Below are 16,387 nucleotides of genomic sequence, written 5' to 3' on the forward strand. Positions count from 1 at the left end.
AAGGCTTTTGGATTTCCAGAGAAAAGAATGGGTTACGCGTCGGGGCATGCATGGCAAACGATGGATCGACCCGAGCTGCAGATAAAAAGCGGGAAAAAACGCTGGGCATTAAAGCATTTTCGGCTTGGGGCGTCATTCGCGCCACTCAAACAAGTCGACCGAATGCATGAACGCCGGCGGTAACCAGAGGGTATGACTGCCGGTATGACCGGCAAAGTTTTGGGGAGTTTTATGAAAAAGGGATTTTTCAGGCGAAAAGTCGACACCGTCCTCGGCGTCGATATTCATGACAGCGGCATCAAGCTGGTCGAGCTGGGCCGTTCAAGCGCCGGCTATACCGTCGAGGGCTACGCCACGCAGGCACTGCCGGCGCATGCGGTGGTCGACGGCACATTGCTTGACCTTGAGGGTATAGGGCAGGCGCTGCGCCAGGCTCTGGTGCGGTTGCGGACATCGGTGCGCCAGGCTGCGGTCGCCGTGGTTGGACCTTCGGTGATCACGCGGGTGATCGAAATGGACGCGGGGCTCAGTGATGAGGAGATGGTCTGGATGATCCAGATGGAGGCCGACCAATACATTCCTTACCCATTGGACGACGTGGCTATCGACTTTCAGGTGCGTGGCCCTTCGGCGCAAGACCCGCACAGGGTCGAGGTGTTGTTGGCGGCCTGTCTCAAGGAACAGGTCAAGGCGCGCGAGGAGGTCCTGGCCCTTGCCGGGCTTGTGCCGCGGGTGGTGGATATCGAGGGATTTGCATTGGAGCGTGCGAGCCGTCAGGATTTCGCCAGCTTCATGCCGGGTCATCGAGTCGATGGTGCACAATGGGCCGTGGATGCCCAGGCGCTGGGAGTGGCTTGCGGATTGGCCCTGAGGAGTTTCGCTGAATGACACGAATCAATCTTTTGCCTTGGCGCCAGGCGCTGGCACAGCGGCGGCGCAAGTATTTGCTGATGCTGCTGCTGGCGTTCGCCTGTGTGGCATTCGCTGCGGTGTGGTTGGCCGATCAGGTGATCGACCGGGCGATAGACCGGCAAGTGACGCGCAATCAACATTTGGGCAGGGAAATCGCCGCTCAGGACGCGCGTATCAAGACCATCGACGAGTTGCAGGAGCGAAGCCAGCAATTGGCGGAACGCATGAAGGTTGTGCAGGATCTGCATGACGCTCGATCTTCCAGTGCCCAGCTGTTTGACCAGTTGGCCCGTGCAGTGCCGGATGGCGTCCGGCTGCATGAAGTGCTGGCGAACGGCGATACCATCAGCGTCAGCGGCAGCGCAGAAACCAGTGAAGACATCGCCCAGTTGATGCGTCGCCTGGAAGCCTCCCAGGGTACTCATGCCACGCGGCTCCAGCGGGTACGTGCGGATGCCGGGAGCGGCGACAATGAGTTCCAATTGATGGTGCGTCAGGGGGAAACCACCGAGGCGCAACCATGAGCCTGCCCAGGCTCGACTTTTACGCACTCACTCACAACGTTGCAACATGGCCCTGGCCTGGCAAAGCCCTGCTCGCCTGCGCATTGGCTGGCCTGCTGCTGGTGGTGGGAGACGCCTGGCTCCTGAGCCCCTCGCGGGAGCGATTGCGCGTACTTGAAACGCGGGAAACGGCGCTGCAACAACAGCTGGCGCAACGGGCGGACCTGGCTGCGGGCCTGGAGGTACGTGCCCAACAATTCAGCGCGATGGAGCACAAGGCAGCGGCGGTACTGGGGGCGATTCCCGGCCAGCCCGAGGTGCCTGGCTTGCTTGAAGACATCACTCGCCTGGCGGCGAGCAATGGCTTGGTGGTGGAGGGCATCACGGTCCTGGATGAGCAACCGCGCGCGTTTCTCATTGAACAACCCGTGCAGATCGGCGCCAGTGGGGCTTACCACGACCTGGCGATGTTCGTGGCGGCCTTGGGTGGGCTGTCGAGGATCGTGACTGTGCATGATGTAGCGCTTCGCCCGGATGGCGCCTTGCTGCATCTCGAGCTGCTGGCCAGAGCCTATCGCGGCGAATCGCTCGGCAAGCTGTCGCTCGATTCTGAGGCGCGCCTTGCCTACGACTCATCAGCCCGGCGCGATCCGTTCCTGCCTCCCGCCTCGCAGAACGATTGGATCTCCGGTCAGCCGGCGCTCGCGCCGGATCCCGCTCGTAGCAGGGGGAAGCTGGAAGGGTTGGCCACCGATCAGTTCGAAATGGTCGGCACGCTGTCCCGTGGCGGACAGGTCTTTGCCTTGCTACGGGCCGCGTCAGAGGTCTATCGACTGGCGGTGGGCGACTACCTGGGGCAGAACCATGGCCGGGTCAGGGCTATTCATGAGGGGCACATCGAACTTGTCGAGCTATTTCCCGATGGACACGGCGCATGGCTGGAGCGTCCAAAAACCTTGAAGCTGAACGTCAACTCATAACGGAATCAATCAATGAAAAGGACTTTCTTGTCCTTCGGTGTGGCGCTATGGATAGCGTTCACGACACCGATGGCTGCTGCTGTGCCCAATCGCCTGGACTTGATCCAGCTGCCCCCTCCCGGGGAGATCGCTTCGGATGCGTATTCCGGCGAAAAACTGAACCTCAATTTCCAGAACATCGAACTGCGCGCAGTGCTGCAACAAATTGCCGACATTGCCGGCCTCAATCTTGTGGCCAGCGACGAAGTGCAAGGCTCGATCACCTTGCGGCTCAAGGACGTGCCCTGGGATCAGGCACTCGACCTGGTATTGCACAGCAAAGGCTTGGATAAACGGCTGAAGGCCGGCGTATTGCTGGTCGCTCCTGCCGATGAGTTGGCTGCTCGCGAGCTGCTGACGCTGGAGTCGCGCAGGCAGATGGCTGAACTGGCACCGTTGCGTCGAGAGTTGTTGCAGGTCAACTACGCCAAGGCGGCAGACCTGGCCAAGCTGTTCCAATCCGTCAACGGGCTCGAAGGCACTACCGATGAGCGTGGTTCGGTTGCGGTGGATGACCGCACCAACAACATCATTGCCTACCAGACCGGGGAGCGGCTGGAGGAGTTGCGGCGCATTGTGGCGCAACTCGATGTTCCGGTGCGGCAGGTCATGATCGAGGCGCGGATCGTCGAGGCCAATGTCGATTATGACAAAAGCCTGGGCGCGCGTTGGGGCGGTGGGCTCAGCCGGGGGAACTGGGGCGCCGGCGGTATTCGCAAACCGCTGCCTGAAGGTACCGAGCCGCCGCAAGAGCCACCCACGTCGCCCTTTGTCGACCTGGGCTCGCTGACGGGGACGTCAGGCTTGGGTATCGCTTACATCACCGACAACCTGTTGCTGGATCTTGAGCTGACGGCCATGGAGAAAACCGGCAACGGTGAAATCGTCTCTCAGCCCAAAGTGGTGACCGCCGACAAGGAAACTGCGCGCATCCTCAAAGGCACCGAGATTCCCTATCAGGAATCCAGCTCCAGCGGCGCCACCTCGGTGTCGTTCAAGGAGGCTTCGTTGTCCCTGGAAGTGACCCCGCAAATCACTCCGGATGACCGGGTCATCATGGAGGTCAAGGTCACCAAGGATGAGCCGGACTATCTGAACAAACTCAACGATGTGCCGCCTATCAAGAAAAACGAGGTCAATGCCAAGGTGTTGGTCAAGGATGGCGAGACCATCGTGATTGGCGGGGTTTTCTCCAATACCCAAAGCAAAGTGGTAGATAAAGTGCCATTTTTGGGCGATGTGCCGTATCTTGGCCGCCTTTTCCGGCGCGATGTGCTGGCGGAGAAAAAATCCGAGCTGCTGGTATTCCTGACTCCGCGTATTATGAATAACCAGGCGATTGCTGTGAGTCGTTGATTCTGTGCGAAATTTGATTCTTGTAGGACCGATGGGGGCTGGAAAAAGCACCATCGGCCGTTTGCTGGCCAAAGAGCTGCGCCTGCCATTCAAAGATTCCGACAAGGAAATTGAATTGCGCACGGGTGCCAATATCCCATGGATCTTCGATAAGGAAGGCGAGCTGGGCTTTCGCGACCGCGAGCAGGCGATGATTGCCGAACTGTGCGGCTGCGACGGCGTAGTATTGGCCACCGGTGGTGGCGCCGTGATGCGCGATGAAAACCGCCGTGCGCTGCATGCCGGTGGCCGGGTGGTCTACCTGCATGCCTCGGTGGAGCAGCAAGTAGGCCGCACCGCTCGCGACCGCAATCGCCCGTTGCTGCGCACAGCCGACCCGGCAAAGACCCTGCGGGATTTGCTGGCGTTGCGCGATCCGCTGTATCGGGAAATCGCCGATCTGGTGGTGGAAACCGATGAACGGCCGCCCCGGATGGTGGTGCTCGACATTCTTGAGCGCTTGCAACGGCTGCCACCCCGTTAAAGCCAGGCCCGAAATGCGCTATTCTCGGCGGCGCGTCATTCCCTTCCAAGGTGTGGCGTAGAGCCATCAGTCGACGTCGGATCTTGACATCAGCGGACGTCAATACATCTTCAACGCGGGGACACATGCAGACACTTAAGGTCGATCTAGGCGAGCGCAGCTACCCGATCCATATTGGCGAAGGTCTGTTGGACCAGCCGGAGTTGCTTGCACCGCATATTGCCGGGCGGCAAGTGGCGATCATCTCCAATGAAACGGTCGCGCCGTTGTATCTTGAGCGTCTGAGCCGCAGCCTGGCGGCGTACTCGGTGATCTCCGTGATTTTGCCTGACGGCGAAGCCCACAAGAACTGGGAAACCCTGCAGTTGATCTTCGATGGCCTGCTCACTGCACGCCATGATCGGCGCACCACTGTTATCGCCCTGGGTGGCGGCGTCATCGGCGACATGGCCGGCTTTGCAGCTGCCTGCTACCAGCGTGGCGTGGATTTTATCCAGGTGCCGACCACCTTGCTGTCCCAGGTCGATTCGTCGGTGGGTGGCAAGACCGGCATCAATCATCCGCTGGGCAAGAACATGGTCGGCGCGTTCTACCAGCCGAATGCCGTGCTGATCGACACGGCGACGCTGAACACCTTGCCGCCGCGAGAGCTGTCGGCCGGCCTGGCGGAGGTCATCAAATACGGGCTGATCTGCGACGAACCGTTCCTCACCTGGCTGGAAGAACACGTCGATGCCTTGCGCAATCTTGACCAGGTGGCATTGACCGAAGTGATATCCCGCTCCTGCGCCGCCAAGGCGCTGGTAGTCAATGCCGATGAGCGCGAGTCCGGTGTGCGTGCCACGTTGAACCTGGGTCACACCTTCGGCCATGCGATCGAGACACACATGGGCTATGGTGTGTGGTTGCATGGGGAAGCCGTAGCGGCTGGCACAGTGATGGCGTTGGAAATGTCGCAACGCCTGGGCTGGATCAGTGCCCAGGAGCGTGATCGTGGCATCCGCCTGTTCCAGCGTGCGGGTTTGCCGGTCATCCCGCCTGAGGAGATGACCGAGGCGGACTTCCTCGAACATATGGCTATAGACAAGAAAGTGATCGACGGTCGACTGCGACTGGTGTTGCTGCGCCATATGGGCGAAGCGGTAGTGACCGACGATTATCCGAAAGAGATTTTACAGGCCACGCTGGGAGCGGATTACCGCGCCCTGGCCCAGCTGAAAGGTTAATAAGATCCCGATGACTAGTTTGCATGCCGACGAGGCGTTCCTCGGCCATTACCATCTAAGCCATGACCCTTTTGCTCCACGGGTGCCTGGTTTCAAATTCTTCCCGGCGCAGCGCAAGCCGGTGCTTGGTCAGTTGCATCACCTGGCACGCTACAGCCAGCTGTTGCTGGTAGTGACGGGCCCGTTGGGCAGCGGCAAGACCTTGCTGCGCCAGGCGCTGGTAGCCAGCACCAACAAGCAGACGGTGCAGAGCGTGGTGGTGTCGGCCCGTGGCGCCGGTGATGCGGCGGGCGTGCTGCGCCAGGTGGCCCAGGCGCTGGACGTGCCCACCGCCGAGCCGAACGCGATCCTCAAGCAGGTGGTGCAACTGGGCCTGACCGGTCAGGAAGTCTACCTGTTGGTGGATGACGCCGAGCAGCTCGACGAGTCCGCCCTGGAAGCGCTGCTGGCGCTGGCCGCGGGGACACCCGAAGGTCGTCCCCATGTGTTCCTGTTTGGTGAGTCGTCGTTGATCGCCGATCTGGAGCAGATCAGTGGCGATCAGGAACTGTTCCACGTCATCGAATTGCAGCCCTACGAGGAAGAGGAAACCCGCGAATACCTGGCTCAACGTCTCGAAGGCGCCGGGGCCGGTATCGAACTTTTCTCCGCTCAACAGATCTCTGATATTCACGAAAGCTCCGACGGCTGGCCAGGCACCATCAACCAGGTCGCCCGGGATGCCATGATCGAAGCCATGATTGCCAGCCGCTCTGCGGTTAAGCGTCCAAAGATGGGGTTCACTATGCCTAAGAAGCACGTATTGGCTATTTCCGCCGTTGTGGTGGTCGCCGTAGCCGCCGCCTGGTTGATTCCAGGCCGTAGCAAGGCCCCCGCCACTGCCGGCGCGCCAACTGAGCAGGCGCAACTGCCACTGGGCAAGCCCACGCCAAACGTCGAGTTCGCCAACTCTGGCCAACCGACCAATCTGCCGATGGTTGGCCAGCCAGTGATGCGCGGGCCACTTGCCGAAGAGGCCGGTGGTATCTCCGAAGGCGACGACGGCGTGCCGGTGGAAGGTTCCAGCGCCACACCTCCGACCGTGACCACTACTGCACCGCCGGCGGGCGTGCCAGCGGGCCAGCCGGCTGCGGTTGCCAAGCCGACACCGACCCCGGCTCCGACCGTGGCCACGGCCAAACCAGCCCCCGTGGCCAAGCCTGTAGCACCCGCTCCGGCTGCCAAGCCTGCGCCAGTGGCCAAGCCGGTCGAGAAGCCTGCCGCCACCGTTGCCAAGGCAGCCCCGGCCGCAGCCGGCAGCAGTTGGTACACCAGCCAGCCTGCTGGCCACTTCGTGGTACAGATCCTGGGCACCAGTTCCGAAGCCAACGCCCAGGCGTTCGTGAAGGAGCAGGGCGGCGAGTACCGTTATTTCAAGAAAGTGCTCAACGGCAAGCCTCTCTATGTGATCACCTACGGCAGCTTCCCAAGCCGCGCCGCAGCTGATTCTGCTATCAAAGCCTTGCCAGCGAAGGTTCAGGCTGGTAAACCTTGGCCTCGCACTGTTGCCAGCGTCCAACAGGAACTGGCGGCAACTCGCTGAAGATCCGGTGGCCTTACCCAGGCCGCCCTCCCGGCACCTCAAAAAATAACCGCAAGTGCGTGCAGTTCCTCCCGGGACCGCGCGCTTTGTGGTGTCTGCGTCACAGTAGCTTTTGAGTCGTAGCGGTCAGAATTAAAAAAGTTTTGACTAGCACAGCATATCGCTTTAAACCTTTCATAAATGCGACATAGATTTGCGACATTTCGTCGCTAAATTTGTGAGCGTCTGTGTCGGTGTGTACAATGACCTCCCTTTTGCCCCCGCTAAGTCGGCGTACGTTCGACGTGGAAGGTAACCGGTTGAATTGAAAAGAAATTTGCCTCGATATAAGAGGCAGCCTGGTGAGAAAGTGTCTATGAAAGCAGGTCTGTACCAACCCGATGAATTCAAGGATAACTGCGGTTTCGGCCTGATAGCCCATATGCAGGGCGAGCCCAGTCATACCCTTCTGCAAACGGCCATCGAGGCCCTGACCTGCATGACCCACCGCGGTGGGATCAACGCCGACGGTAAAACCGGTGACGGTTGCGGCCTGCTGATTCAAAAGCCCGACCAGTTCCTGCGCGCCGTCGCCAAAGAGCAATTTGCAGTCGACCTGCCCAAGCAATACGCCGTGGGCATGGTGTTCTTCAACCAGGACCCGGTCAAAGCCGAAGCCGCTCGCGAGAACATGAACCGCGAGATCCTGGCTGCCGGCCTGCAACTCGTCGGCTGGCGCAAGGTGCCGATCGACACCAGCGTACTCGGCCGACTGGCCCTGGAGCGCCTGCCACAGATCGAACAAGTGTTCATCGCAGGCGATGGCCTGAGCGACCAGGACATGGCGATCAAGCTGTTTACCTCGCGTCGTCGCTCGTCGGTGGCCAACGCCGCCGACACCGATCACTACATCTGCAGCTTTTCCCACAAGACCATTATTTATAAAGGCCTGATGATGCCGGCGGACTTGACCGCCTTCTATCCTGACCTGAGTGATGAGCGCCTGCAAACCGCAATCTGCGTGTTCCACCAGCGCTTCTCTACCAACACCCTGCCGAAATGGCCGCTGGCCCAGCCATTCCGCTTCCTCGCCCACAACGGCGAGATCAACACCATCACCGGCAACCGCAACTGGGCCGTGGCCCGTCGCACCAAGTTCGCCAACGATCTGATGGACCTGGAAGAGCTCGGCCCGCTGGTCAACCGCGTGGGCTCCGACTCCTCGAGCATGGACAACATGCTCGAACTGATGGTCACCGGCGGCATCGACCTGTTCCGTGGCGTGCGCATGATCATTCCGCCTGCGTGGCAGAACGTCGAGACCATGGACCCGGACCTGCGTGCGTTCTACGAGTACAACTCGATGCACATGGAACCGTGGGACGGCCCGGCCGGCGTGGTCATGACCGACGGTCGCTACGCGGTGTGCCTGCTCGACCGTAACGGTCTGCGCCCGGCGCGCTGGGTCACCACCACCAACGGTTTCATCACCCTGGCGTCGGAAATCGGCGTGTGGGACTACAAGCCGGAAGACGTTATCGCCAAGGGTCGAGTAGGCCCTGGCCAGATCCTGGCCGTTGACACCGAAACCGGGCAGATCCTCGACACCGATGCCATCGATAACCGCTTGAAGTCTCGTCACCCGTACAAGCAATGGCTGCGCAAGAACGCCCTGCGCATCCAGGCGACCATGGAAGACAACGACCACGGTTCGGCTTTCTACGACATCGACCAGCTCAAGCAGTACATGAAGATGTACCAGGTCACGTTCGAAGAGCGTGACCAGGTGCTGCGCCCGCTCGGTGAGCAAGGCTACGAGGCCGTTGGCTCCATGGGCGACGACACGCCGATGGCCGTGCTGTCGCAGCGTGTGCGCACGCCGTACGACTATTTCCGCCAGCAGTTCGCCCAGGTGACCAACCCACCGATCGACCCGCTGCGCGAAGCCATCGTGATGTCCCTGGAAGTGTGCCTCGGGGCCGAGCGCAATATCTTCCAGGAATCGCCGGAGCACGCCTCCCGCGTCATCCTCAGTTCGCCAGTGGTGTCCCCGGCCAAGTGGCGCTCGTTGATGACCCTGGACCGTCCGGGTTTCGACCGCCAGATCATCGACCTGAACTACGACGAGAGCCTCGGCCTTGAAGCCGCCGTGCGCAACGTTGCCGACCAGGCCGAAGAGGCTGTGCGCGCCGGTCGCACCCAGATCGTACTGACCGACCGCCACATTGCGCCGGGCAAACTGCCGATCCACGCTTCGCTGGCTACCGGTGCGGTACACCACCGCCTGACCGAAAAAGGCCTGCGCTGCGACTCCAACATCCTCGTGGAAACCGCCACCGCCCGCGACCCGCATCACTTCGCGGTGCTGATCGGTTTCGGCGCCTCGGCGGTGTATCCGTTCCTGGCCTACGAAGTGCTGGGCGACCTGATCCGCACCGGTGAAGTACTGGGCGACCTCTATGAGGTGTTCAAGAATTACCGTAAGGGCATCACCAAGGGCCTGCTGAAGATCCTGTCGAAGATGGGCATCTCCACCGTCACCTCGTACCGCGGCGCTCAATTGTTCGAAGCCATCGGTTTGTCCGAAGAAGTCTGCGAACTGAGCTTCCGTGGCGTGCCAAGTCGTATCAAGGGCGCGCGCTTCGTCGACATCGAGGCTGAACAGAAAGCCCTGGCCACCGAAGCCTGGAGTGCGCGCAAGCCGATCCAGCAAGGCGGCCTGCTCAAGTTCGTGCACGGTGGCGAATACCACGCCTACAACCCGGATGTGGTCAACACCCTGCAAGCCGCCGTGCAGCAGGGCGACTACGCCAAGTTCAAGGAATACACCGCGCTGGTGGACAACCGCCCGGTGTCGATGATCCGCGACCTGTTCAAGGTGAAAACCCTGGACACGGCGATGGACATCAACGAAGTCGAGCCACTGGAATCGATCCTCAAGCGCTTCGACTCCGCCGGTATTTCCCTGGGCGCCTTGTCGCCTGAGGCTCACGAAGCCCTGGCCGAAGCCATGAACCGCCTGGGTGCGCGTTCCAACTCCGGCGAAGGCGGTGAAGACCCGGCGCGCTACGGCACGATCAAGAGCTCGAAAATCAAGCAGGTGGCGACCGGCCGTTTCGGCGTAACCCCGGAATACCTGGTCAACGCCGAAGTGCTGCAGATCAAGGTAGCCCAGGGCGCCAAGCCCGGTGAGGGCGGCCAGCTGCCGGGCGGCAAGGTCAACGGTCTGATTGCCAAGCTGCGTTATGCGGTGCCGGGCGTCACGCTGATTTCGCCTCCGCCGCACCATGACATTTATTCAATCGAAGACTTGTCGCAGCTGATTTTCGACCTGAAACAAGTCAACCCGCAGGCCCTGGTCTCGGTGAAACTGGTGGCAGAAGCCGGCGTGGGCACCATCGCTGCCGGTGTGGCCAAGGCCTATGCCGACCTGATCACCATCTCCGGCTACGACGGCGGTACCGGTGCTTCGCCGTTGACTTCCATCAAGTATGCGGGCGCTCCATGGGAACTCGGCCTGGCTGAAACCCACCAGACCCTGCGCGGCAACGACCTGCGCGGCAAGGTGCGGGTACAGACCGACGGTGGCCTGAAGACCGGCCTTGACGTGATCAAGGCCGCGATCCTCGGCGCCGAAAGCTTCGGCTTCGGTACCGCGCCGATGATTGCCCTTGGCTGCAAATACCTGCGCATCTGCCACCTGAACAACTGCGCCACCGGCGTGGCGACGCAGAACGAGAAGCTGCGCAAGGATCACTACATCGGCACCGTCGACATGGTGGTGAATTTCTTCACCTATGTGGCCGAAGAGACCCGTGAGTGGCTGGCCAAGCTGAGCGTGCGTTCGCTGGAGGAGCTGATCGGGCGTACCGACCTGCTGGAAATCCTCGAAGGCCAGACCGCCAAGCAGCATCACCTGGACCTGACGCCGCTGTTGGGCAGCGATCACATCCCGGCCGACAAGCCGCAGTTCTGCGGTGTGGACCGCAACCCGCCGTTCGACAAGGGCCTGCTGGCCGAGAAGATGGTCGAACTGGCCGCTTCGTCGATCAATGACGCCAGCGGTGGTGAGTTCGCGCTGGATATCTGCAACTGCGACCGTTCCATCGGCGCACGCATCTCCGGCGAAATCGCGCGCAAGCACGGCAACCAGGGTATGGCGAAAGCGCCGATCACCTTCCGCTTCAAGGGCACGGCAGGCCAGAGCTTTGGCGTGTGGAACGCCGGCGGCCTGCATATGTACCTGGAAGGCGACGCCAACGACTACGTGGGCAAGGGCATGACCGGCGGCAAGCTGGTGATCGTTCCGCCCAAAGGCAGCGTCTACAAGACCCAGGACAGTGCCATTGTCGGCAACACCTGCTTGTACGGTGCCACGGGTGGCAAGCTGTTTGCCGCCGGTACTGCCGGCGAGCGTTTTGCCGTGCGTAACTCGGGTGCCCACACTGTGGTGGAAGGCACTGGCGATCACTGCTGCGAGTACATGACCGGGGGCTTCGTCGCGGTATTGGGCAAGACCGGTTACAACTTCGGTTCGGGCATGACCGGCGGCTTCGCCTACGTGCTCGACCAGGACAACACCTTCGTCGACAAGGTCAACCACGAGTTGGTCGAGATCCAGCGGATCAGCGGCGAAGCCATGGAGTCCTACCGGAACCACTTGCAACACGTGCTGGACGAGTACGTTGAGGAAACCGGCAGCGAATGGGGTCGTAACCTCGCCGAGAACCTCGATGATTACCTGCGACGTTTCTGGCTGGTCAAGCCCAAGGCTGCCAACCTGAAATCGTTGCTTTCCAGCATCCGTGCCAACCCGCAGTGATATGCGCCTGAAGAGTTTGATGAGGTTTTAACATGGCTGAACGTCTGAATAACGACTTCCAGTTCATCGATGTCGGGCGCAAAGATCCGAAGAAGAAACTGTTGCGTCAACGCAAGAAAGAGTTCGTGGAAATCTACGAGCCCTTCAAACCCCAGCACTCGGCCGACCAGGCCCACCGCTGCCTGGGTTGCGGTAACCCGTATTGCGAATGGAAGTGCCCGGTGCACAACTTCATTCCCAACTGGCTCAAGTTGGTGGCCGAGGGCAACATCCTCGCCGCCGCCGAGTTGTCGCACCAGACCAACACCCTGCCGGAAGTGTGTGGCCGGGTGTGCCCGCAAGACCGTCTGTGCGAGGGCGCGTGCACCCTTAACGATGGCTTCGGCGCAGTGACCATCGGTTCGGTGGAGAAGTACATCACCGATACCGCGTTCGCCATGGGCTGGCGTCCGGATATGTCCAAGGTCAAACCGACCGGCAAGCGCGTCGCCATCATCGGTGCCGGTCCTGCTGGCCTGGGTTGCGCCGACGTGCTGGTGCGTGGCGGCGTGACCCCGGTGGTGTTCGACAAGAACCCGGAAATTGGCGGCCTGCTGACCTTCGGCATTCCCGAGTTCAAGCTGGAAAAAACCGTACTGAGCAACCGTCGCGAAGTGTTCACCGGCATGGGCATTGAGTTCCGTCTCAATACCGAAGTCGGCAAAGACGTGACCATGGAGCAACTGCTCGAAGAGTACGATGCCGTGTTCATGGGCATGGGCACCTACACCTACATGAAGGGCGGCTTTGCCGGTGAGGACCTGCCAGGCGTTTACGACGCTCTGGACTTCCTGATCGCCAACGTCAACCGCAACCTGGGCTTTGAAAAGTCACCGGAAGATTTCGTCGACATGAAAGGCAAGAAGGTCGTAGTGCTGGGCGGTGGCGACACTGCGATGGACTGCAACCGTACGTCGATCCGCCAGGGCGCCAAGTCGGTGACCTGTGCCTATCGCCGTGACGAAGCCAACATGCCGGGCTCGCGCAAAGAGGTGAAGAACGCCAAGGAAGAAGGCGTGAAGTTCCTCTACAACCGCCAGCCGATTGCGATTGTCGGTGAAGATCGCGTCGAAGGCGTGAAGGTGGTCGAGACGCGTCTTGGCGAGCCTGACGCCCGTGGCCGTCGCAGTCCCGAGCCGATCCCGGGTTCCGAAGAGATCATCCCGGCCGACGCCGTGGTCATCGCTTTTGGTTTCCGTCCAAGCCCGGCGCCGTGGTTCGAGCAGTTCCAGATCCAGACCGACAGCCAGGGCCGCGTCGTAGCCCCGGAGCAGGGCCAGTACAAGCACCAGACCAGCAACCCGAAAATCTTTGCTGGCGGCGACATGGTGCGGGGCTCCGACCTGGTGGTCACCGCGATCTTCGAAGGCCGCAACGCCGCCGAAGGGATCCTGGACTACCTGCAGGTCTAATGATCGTTCCCACGCTCTGCGTGGGAATGCCGTCAGGGACGCTCCGCGTCTGCTCTGAAGCGTGACGCGGAGCGTCACAGGATGCATTCCCACGCGGAGCGTGGGAACGATCGAAACCCGAAAATCTTTGCCGGCGGCGACATGGTGCGTGGGTCTGACCTGGTGGTCACCGCGATCTTCGAAGGCCGCAATGCCGCCGAAGGGATCCTGGACTACCTGCAGGTCTAATGATCGTTCCCACGCTCTGCGTGGGAATGCCGCCCAGGACGCTCCGCGTCTGCTTGAAGCGTGACGCGGAGCGTCACAGGATGCATTCCCACGCGGAGCGTGGGAACGATCATATCCGCGACAAATTGACCCGATAGATAAAAGGCACGGCGCATTCCGTGCCTTTTGCGTTGCGCTCTGAGAAAATGCCCGCACTTTTTTTGCGGATGCCGACATGACTGCCCTCAAGAACGACCGTTTCCTTCGTGCCCTGCTCAAGCAACCCGTAGACGTCACGCCTGTCTGGATGATGCGTCAAGCCGGTCGCTACCTGCCGGAATACCGCGCCAGTCGCGCCAATGCCGGCGACTTCATGAGTCTGTGCATGAACCCCGCGTTCGCCTGCGAAGTCACGATGCAGCCTCTGGACCGCTACCCGGAACTGGACGCGGCCATCCTCTTCTCCGATATCCTCACCATCCCCGACGCCATGGGCCAAGGCCTGTACTTCGAGACCGGTGAAGGTCCGCGTTTCAAGAAAGTCGTCAGCACCCTGGCCGACATCGAAGCCCTGCCGATTCCTGATCCGCACAAAGACCTCGGTTATGTGATGGACGCCGTCAGCACCATCCGCCGCGAGCTCAATGGCCGCGTGCCGCTGATCGGCTTCTCCGGCAGCCCGTGGACCCTGGCTACCTACATGGTCGAAGGTGGCTCGTCGAAAGACTTCCGCAAGACCAAGGCCATGCTCTACGACAACCCGCAGGCCATGCACCTGCTGCTGGACAAGCTGGCGCAGTCGGTCACCTCCTACCTCAACGGCCAGATCATGGCCGGTGCGCAAGCGGTGCAGATCTTCGACACCTGGGGCGGCAACCTGTCTGCGGCGGCGTACCAGGAGTTCTCCCTGGCCTACATGCGCAAGATCGTCAGCGGCCTGATCCGTGAGCATGAGGGTCGCAAGGTGCCGGTCATCCTGTTCACCAAGAACGGCGGCCTGTGGCTGGAAAGCATCGCCGATGCAGGCGCCGATGCGTTGGGCCTGGACTGGACCTGCGACCTGGGCGAAGCCCGGCAGCGCGTGGGCAACCGCGTTGCGCTGCAAGGCAACATGGACCCGACCGTGCTCTACGCCAAGCCGGAAGCGATCCGCACCGAAGTCGGGCGCATCCTGGCCAGCTATGGCAAGGGCACCGGCCACGTGTTCAACCTCGGCCACGGCATCACGCCGGAAGTGAACCCGGAGCATGCCGGCGCGTTCCTGCGTGCGGTGCACGAGTTGTCGGCGCAGTACCACGAGTAACATGCAAAAAATGTGGGAGGGGGCTTGCTCCCGATAGCGGTGGTTCAGTTACAAATACTGAAACTGACACACCGCTATCGGGAGCAAGCCCCCTCCCACTTTCCACCTTATCGTGTCAGACCTTCACATTCCCCAGCGGCGGCAATTTCGCCAGCTTCAACGCCACCAGCAACGCACCGATCAGCAGCGCCACAATAAACCCGCCAATCCCATTCCAGCCCGCAAAGTGCCAGAAGAACCCTCCCGCAGTCCCCGCAACACTCGATCCCACGTAATAGCAGAACAAGTACAGCGAAGACGCCTGCCCCTTGGCTTTTACCGCACGGCGACCGATCCAGCTGCTGGCCACCGAGTGGGCGCCGAAGAAGCCGAAGGTGAAGACCAGCATGCCGGGCACCACCAGCCACAGCGGGGTGAAGAGCGTCAGGAGCATGCCGGCGAGCATCAATACGATAGTGCCCCATAACACGCGGCGGCGGCCGAGGCGGTCGGCCAGGGAGCCGATTTTGGCCGAGCTGTAGATGCCCGAGAGGTACACCAGCGACAGCAGGCCGACCACGGCCTGGCTCAAGTCATACGGGTCGTCGAGCAAGCGATAGCCTATGTAGTTGAACATCGTCACGAATGCGCCCATCAGCAGGAAGGCTTCGAGAAACAACCACGGCAAGCCCGCGTCCTTGAAGTGCATGACAAAACCATCCAGCAGGCTGCGGGGCTTGAGGCTGGTGGCGCGGAAGTTGCGCGACTCGGGAAGGATTTTCCAGAACACCGTGGCCGCCATCAGCGCCAGGGCGCCAATGATCAGCATCGCGGTATGCCAACTGACGAAGTCAATCAGGACGCCGATGATCAGGCGGCCGCTCATGCCGCCAATCGCGTTGCCGCCGATGTACAGGCCCATGGCTAGGCCAATGTGCTGCGGATGGATCTCTTCGCTCAGGTAGGTCATCGCCACCGCCGCCAGGCCGCTCAATGACAACCCCACCAGCGCACGCATCAGGAGGATGCCTTCCCACGTCGGCATCAAGCCGCTGGCGATGGTTGCCAGTGCGGCGCAGAACAGCGCTGAAACCATCACGGGCTTGCGCCCCAGCCTATCGGAGATCGGCCCGGTGATCAGCAAGCCGAATGCCAGCATCGCCGTGGACACCGACAGAATCAGGCTGCTTTGCGCCGCATTGATGGAAAACTCATGGGACAACGCCGGCATCATCGGCTGCACGCAATACAGCAGGGCAAAGGTCGCGAAACCACCGGAGAACAGCGCCAGCACGGTGCGCATGAACATCGGCGTGCCTTTTTCGATGTACTCGTCGTTGAGCTGGGCGACCACCTCATCCAGGGCGGTGGGTGGGCGTTCTTGAGCGAATGGCGCGACAGCAGATTTCACAGGGACCTCGGGAAGCGAAAGCCTGCCAGGACTGGCAATGCAAAAAAGAATATAGCTGGCTAATGATTCTTTCCAATATATTGTTCGACCTGTTTGAGAGCTTTTACGACCTAA

11 protein-coding genes and 1 pseudogene are annotated in these 16,387 nt (G+C 61.0%); 11 read left to right on the forward strand and 1 reads right to left on the reverse strand.

Going from position 1 to position 16,387, the window contains the following annotated elements; translation table 11 throughout:
* Positions 1-231: 231 nt before the first annotated feature.
* The 11 genes and pseudogenes from pilM to hemE all read left to right on the forward strand — a co-directional run bounded on the left by pilM (position 232) and on the right by hemE (position 14,883).
* Positions 232-888, forward strand: a complete 657-nt coding sequence (gene pilM / locus JBE38_RS08740) for a type IV pilus assembly protein PilM (protein WP_090372261.1) — start codon at positions 232-234, stop codon at positions 886-888.
* Positions 885-1,436 (forward strand): PilN domain-containing protein, encoded by a 552-nt coding sequence (locus tag JBE38_RS08745; protein ID WP_090367273.1) that lies wholly within the window; start codon positions 885-887, stop codon positions 1,434-1,436. The genes pilM and JBE38_RS08745 overlap by 4 nt, the downstream gene beginning before the upstream one ends.
* Positions 1,433-2,395 (forward strand): pilus assembly protein PilP, encoded by a 963-nt coding sequence (locus JBE38_RS08750; RefSeq protein WP_090367272.1) that lies wholly within the window; start codon positions 1,433-1,435, stop codon positions 2,393-2,395. The genes JBE38_RS08745 and JBE38_RS08750 overlap by 4 nt, the downstream gene beginning before the upstream one ends.
* A 138-nt stretch (positions 2,396-2,533) precedes the next feature.
* Positions 2,534-3,790: pseudogene (locus JBE38_RS08755) on the forward strand (type IV pilus secretin PilQ); the annotation flags it as partial.
* A 4-nt stretch (positions 3,791-3,794) separates the two neighbouring features.
* Entirely contained in the window at positions 3,795-4,313 is a 519-nt protein-coding gene (gene aroK / locus JBE38_RS08760; RefSeq protein WP_003187914.1) for a shikimate kinase AroK, read from the forward strand.
* A 125-nt stretch (positions 4,314-4,438) separates the two neighbouring features.
* Positions 4,439-5,539 (forward strand): 3-dehydroquinate synthase, encoded by a 1,101-nt coding sequence (aroB, locus tag JBE38_RS08765; protein WP_205344140.1) that lies wholly within the window; start codon positions 4,439-4,441, stop codon positions 5,537-5,539.
* Positions 5,540-5,549: 10 nt separating this feature from the next.
* Complete coding sequence (locus JBE38_RS08770; protein ID WP_090367268.1) at positions 5,550-7,121, forward strand: SPOR domain-containing protein; 1,572 nt, start codon at positions 5,550-5,552, stop codon at positions 7,119-7,121.
* 355 nt (positions 7,122-7,476) lie between these two features.
* On the forward strand, positions 7,477-11,922 hold the full coding sequence (gene gltB, locus JBE38_RS08775; RefSeq protein WP_205344141.1) for a glutamate synthase large subunit: 4,446 nt from the start codon (positions 7,477-7,479) through the stop codon (positions 11,920-11,922).
* A 32-nt stretch (positions 11,923-11,954) separates the two neighbouring features.
* Positions 11,955-13,373: an FAD-dependent oxidoreductase gene (locus JBE38_RS08780; RefSeq protein WP_060755199.1), complete on the forward strand. Its 1,419-nt coding sequence runs from the start codon at positions 11,955-11,957 to the stop codon at positions 13,371-13,373.
* A gap of 81 nt (positions 13,374-13,454) precedes the next feature.
* Complete coding sequence (locus JBE38_RS08785) at positions 13,455-13,601, forward strand: hypothetical protein (protein WP_159438927.1); 147 nt, start codon at positions 13,455-13,457, stop codon at positions 13,599-13,601.
* A gap of 214 nt (positions 13,602-13,815) precedes the next feature.
* Positions 13,816-14,883: a uroporphyrinogen decarboxylase gene (gene hemE / locus JBE38_RS08790; protein ID WP_060755197.1), complete on the forward strand. Its 1,068-nt coding sequence runs from the start codon at positions 13,816-13,818 to the stop codon at positions 14,881-14,883.
* 115 nt (positions 14,884-14,998) lie between these two features.
* On the opposite strand, the gene JBE38_RS08795 is transcribed toward hemE, so the two are convergent.
* Positions 14,999-16,225, reverse strand: a complete 1,227-nt coding sequence (locus JBE38_RS08795) for an MFS transporter (RefSeq protein WP_240202475.1) — start codon at positions 16,223-16,225, stop codon at positions 14,999-15,001.
* Between the last annotated feature and the right edge of the window lie 162 nt (positions 16,226-16,387).

Source organism: Pseudomonas sp. ICBG1301, from assembly GCF_016918385.1.
Lineage (GTDB): Bacteria > Pseudomonadota > Gammaproteobacteria > Pseudomonadales > Pseudomonadaceae > Aquipseudomonas > Aquipseudomonas palleroniana.

Coding starts and splice junctions, on each gene's coding strand:
- pilM (WP_090372261.1), top strand. CDS start 232: ATGAAAAAGGGATTTTTCAGGCGAAAAGTCGACACCGTCCTCGGCGTC.
- JBE38_RS08745 (WP_090367273.1), top strand. CDS start 885: ATGACACGAATCAATCTTTTGCCTTGGCGCCAGGCGCTGGCACAGCGG.
- JBE38_RS08750 (WP_090367272.1), top strand. CDS start 1,433: ATGAGCCTGCCCAGGCTCGACTTTTACGCACTCACTCACAACGTTGCA.
- aroB (WP_205344140.1), top strand. CDS start 4,439: ATGCAGACACTTAAGGTCGATCTAGGCGAGCGCAGCTACCCGATCCAT.
- JBE38_RS08770 (WP_090367268.1), top strand. CDS start 5,550: ATGACTAGTTTGCATGCCGACGAGGCGTTCCTCGGCCATTACCATCTA.
- gltB (WP_205344141.1), top strand. CDS start 7,477: ATGAAAGCAGGTCTGTACCAACCCGATGAATTCAAGGATAACTGCGGT.
- JBE38_RS08780 (WP_060755199.1), top strand. CDS start 11,955: ATGGCTGAACGTCTGAATAACGACTTCCAGTTCATCGATGTCGGGCGC.
- JBE38_RS08785 (WP_159438927.1), top strand. CDS start 13,455: ATGCATTCCCACGCGGAGCGTGGGAACGATCGAAACCCGAAAATCTTT.
- hemE (WP_060755197.1), top strand. CDS start 13,816: ATGACTGCCCTCAAGAACGACCGTTTCCTTCGTGCCCTGCTCAAGCAA.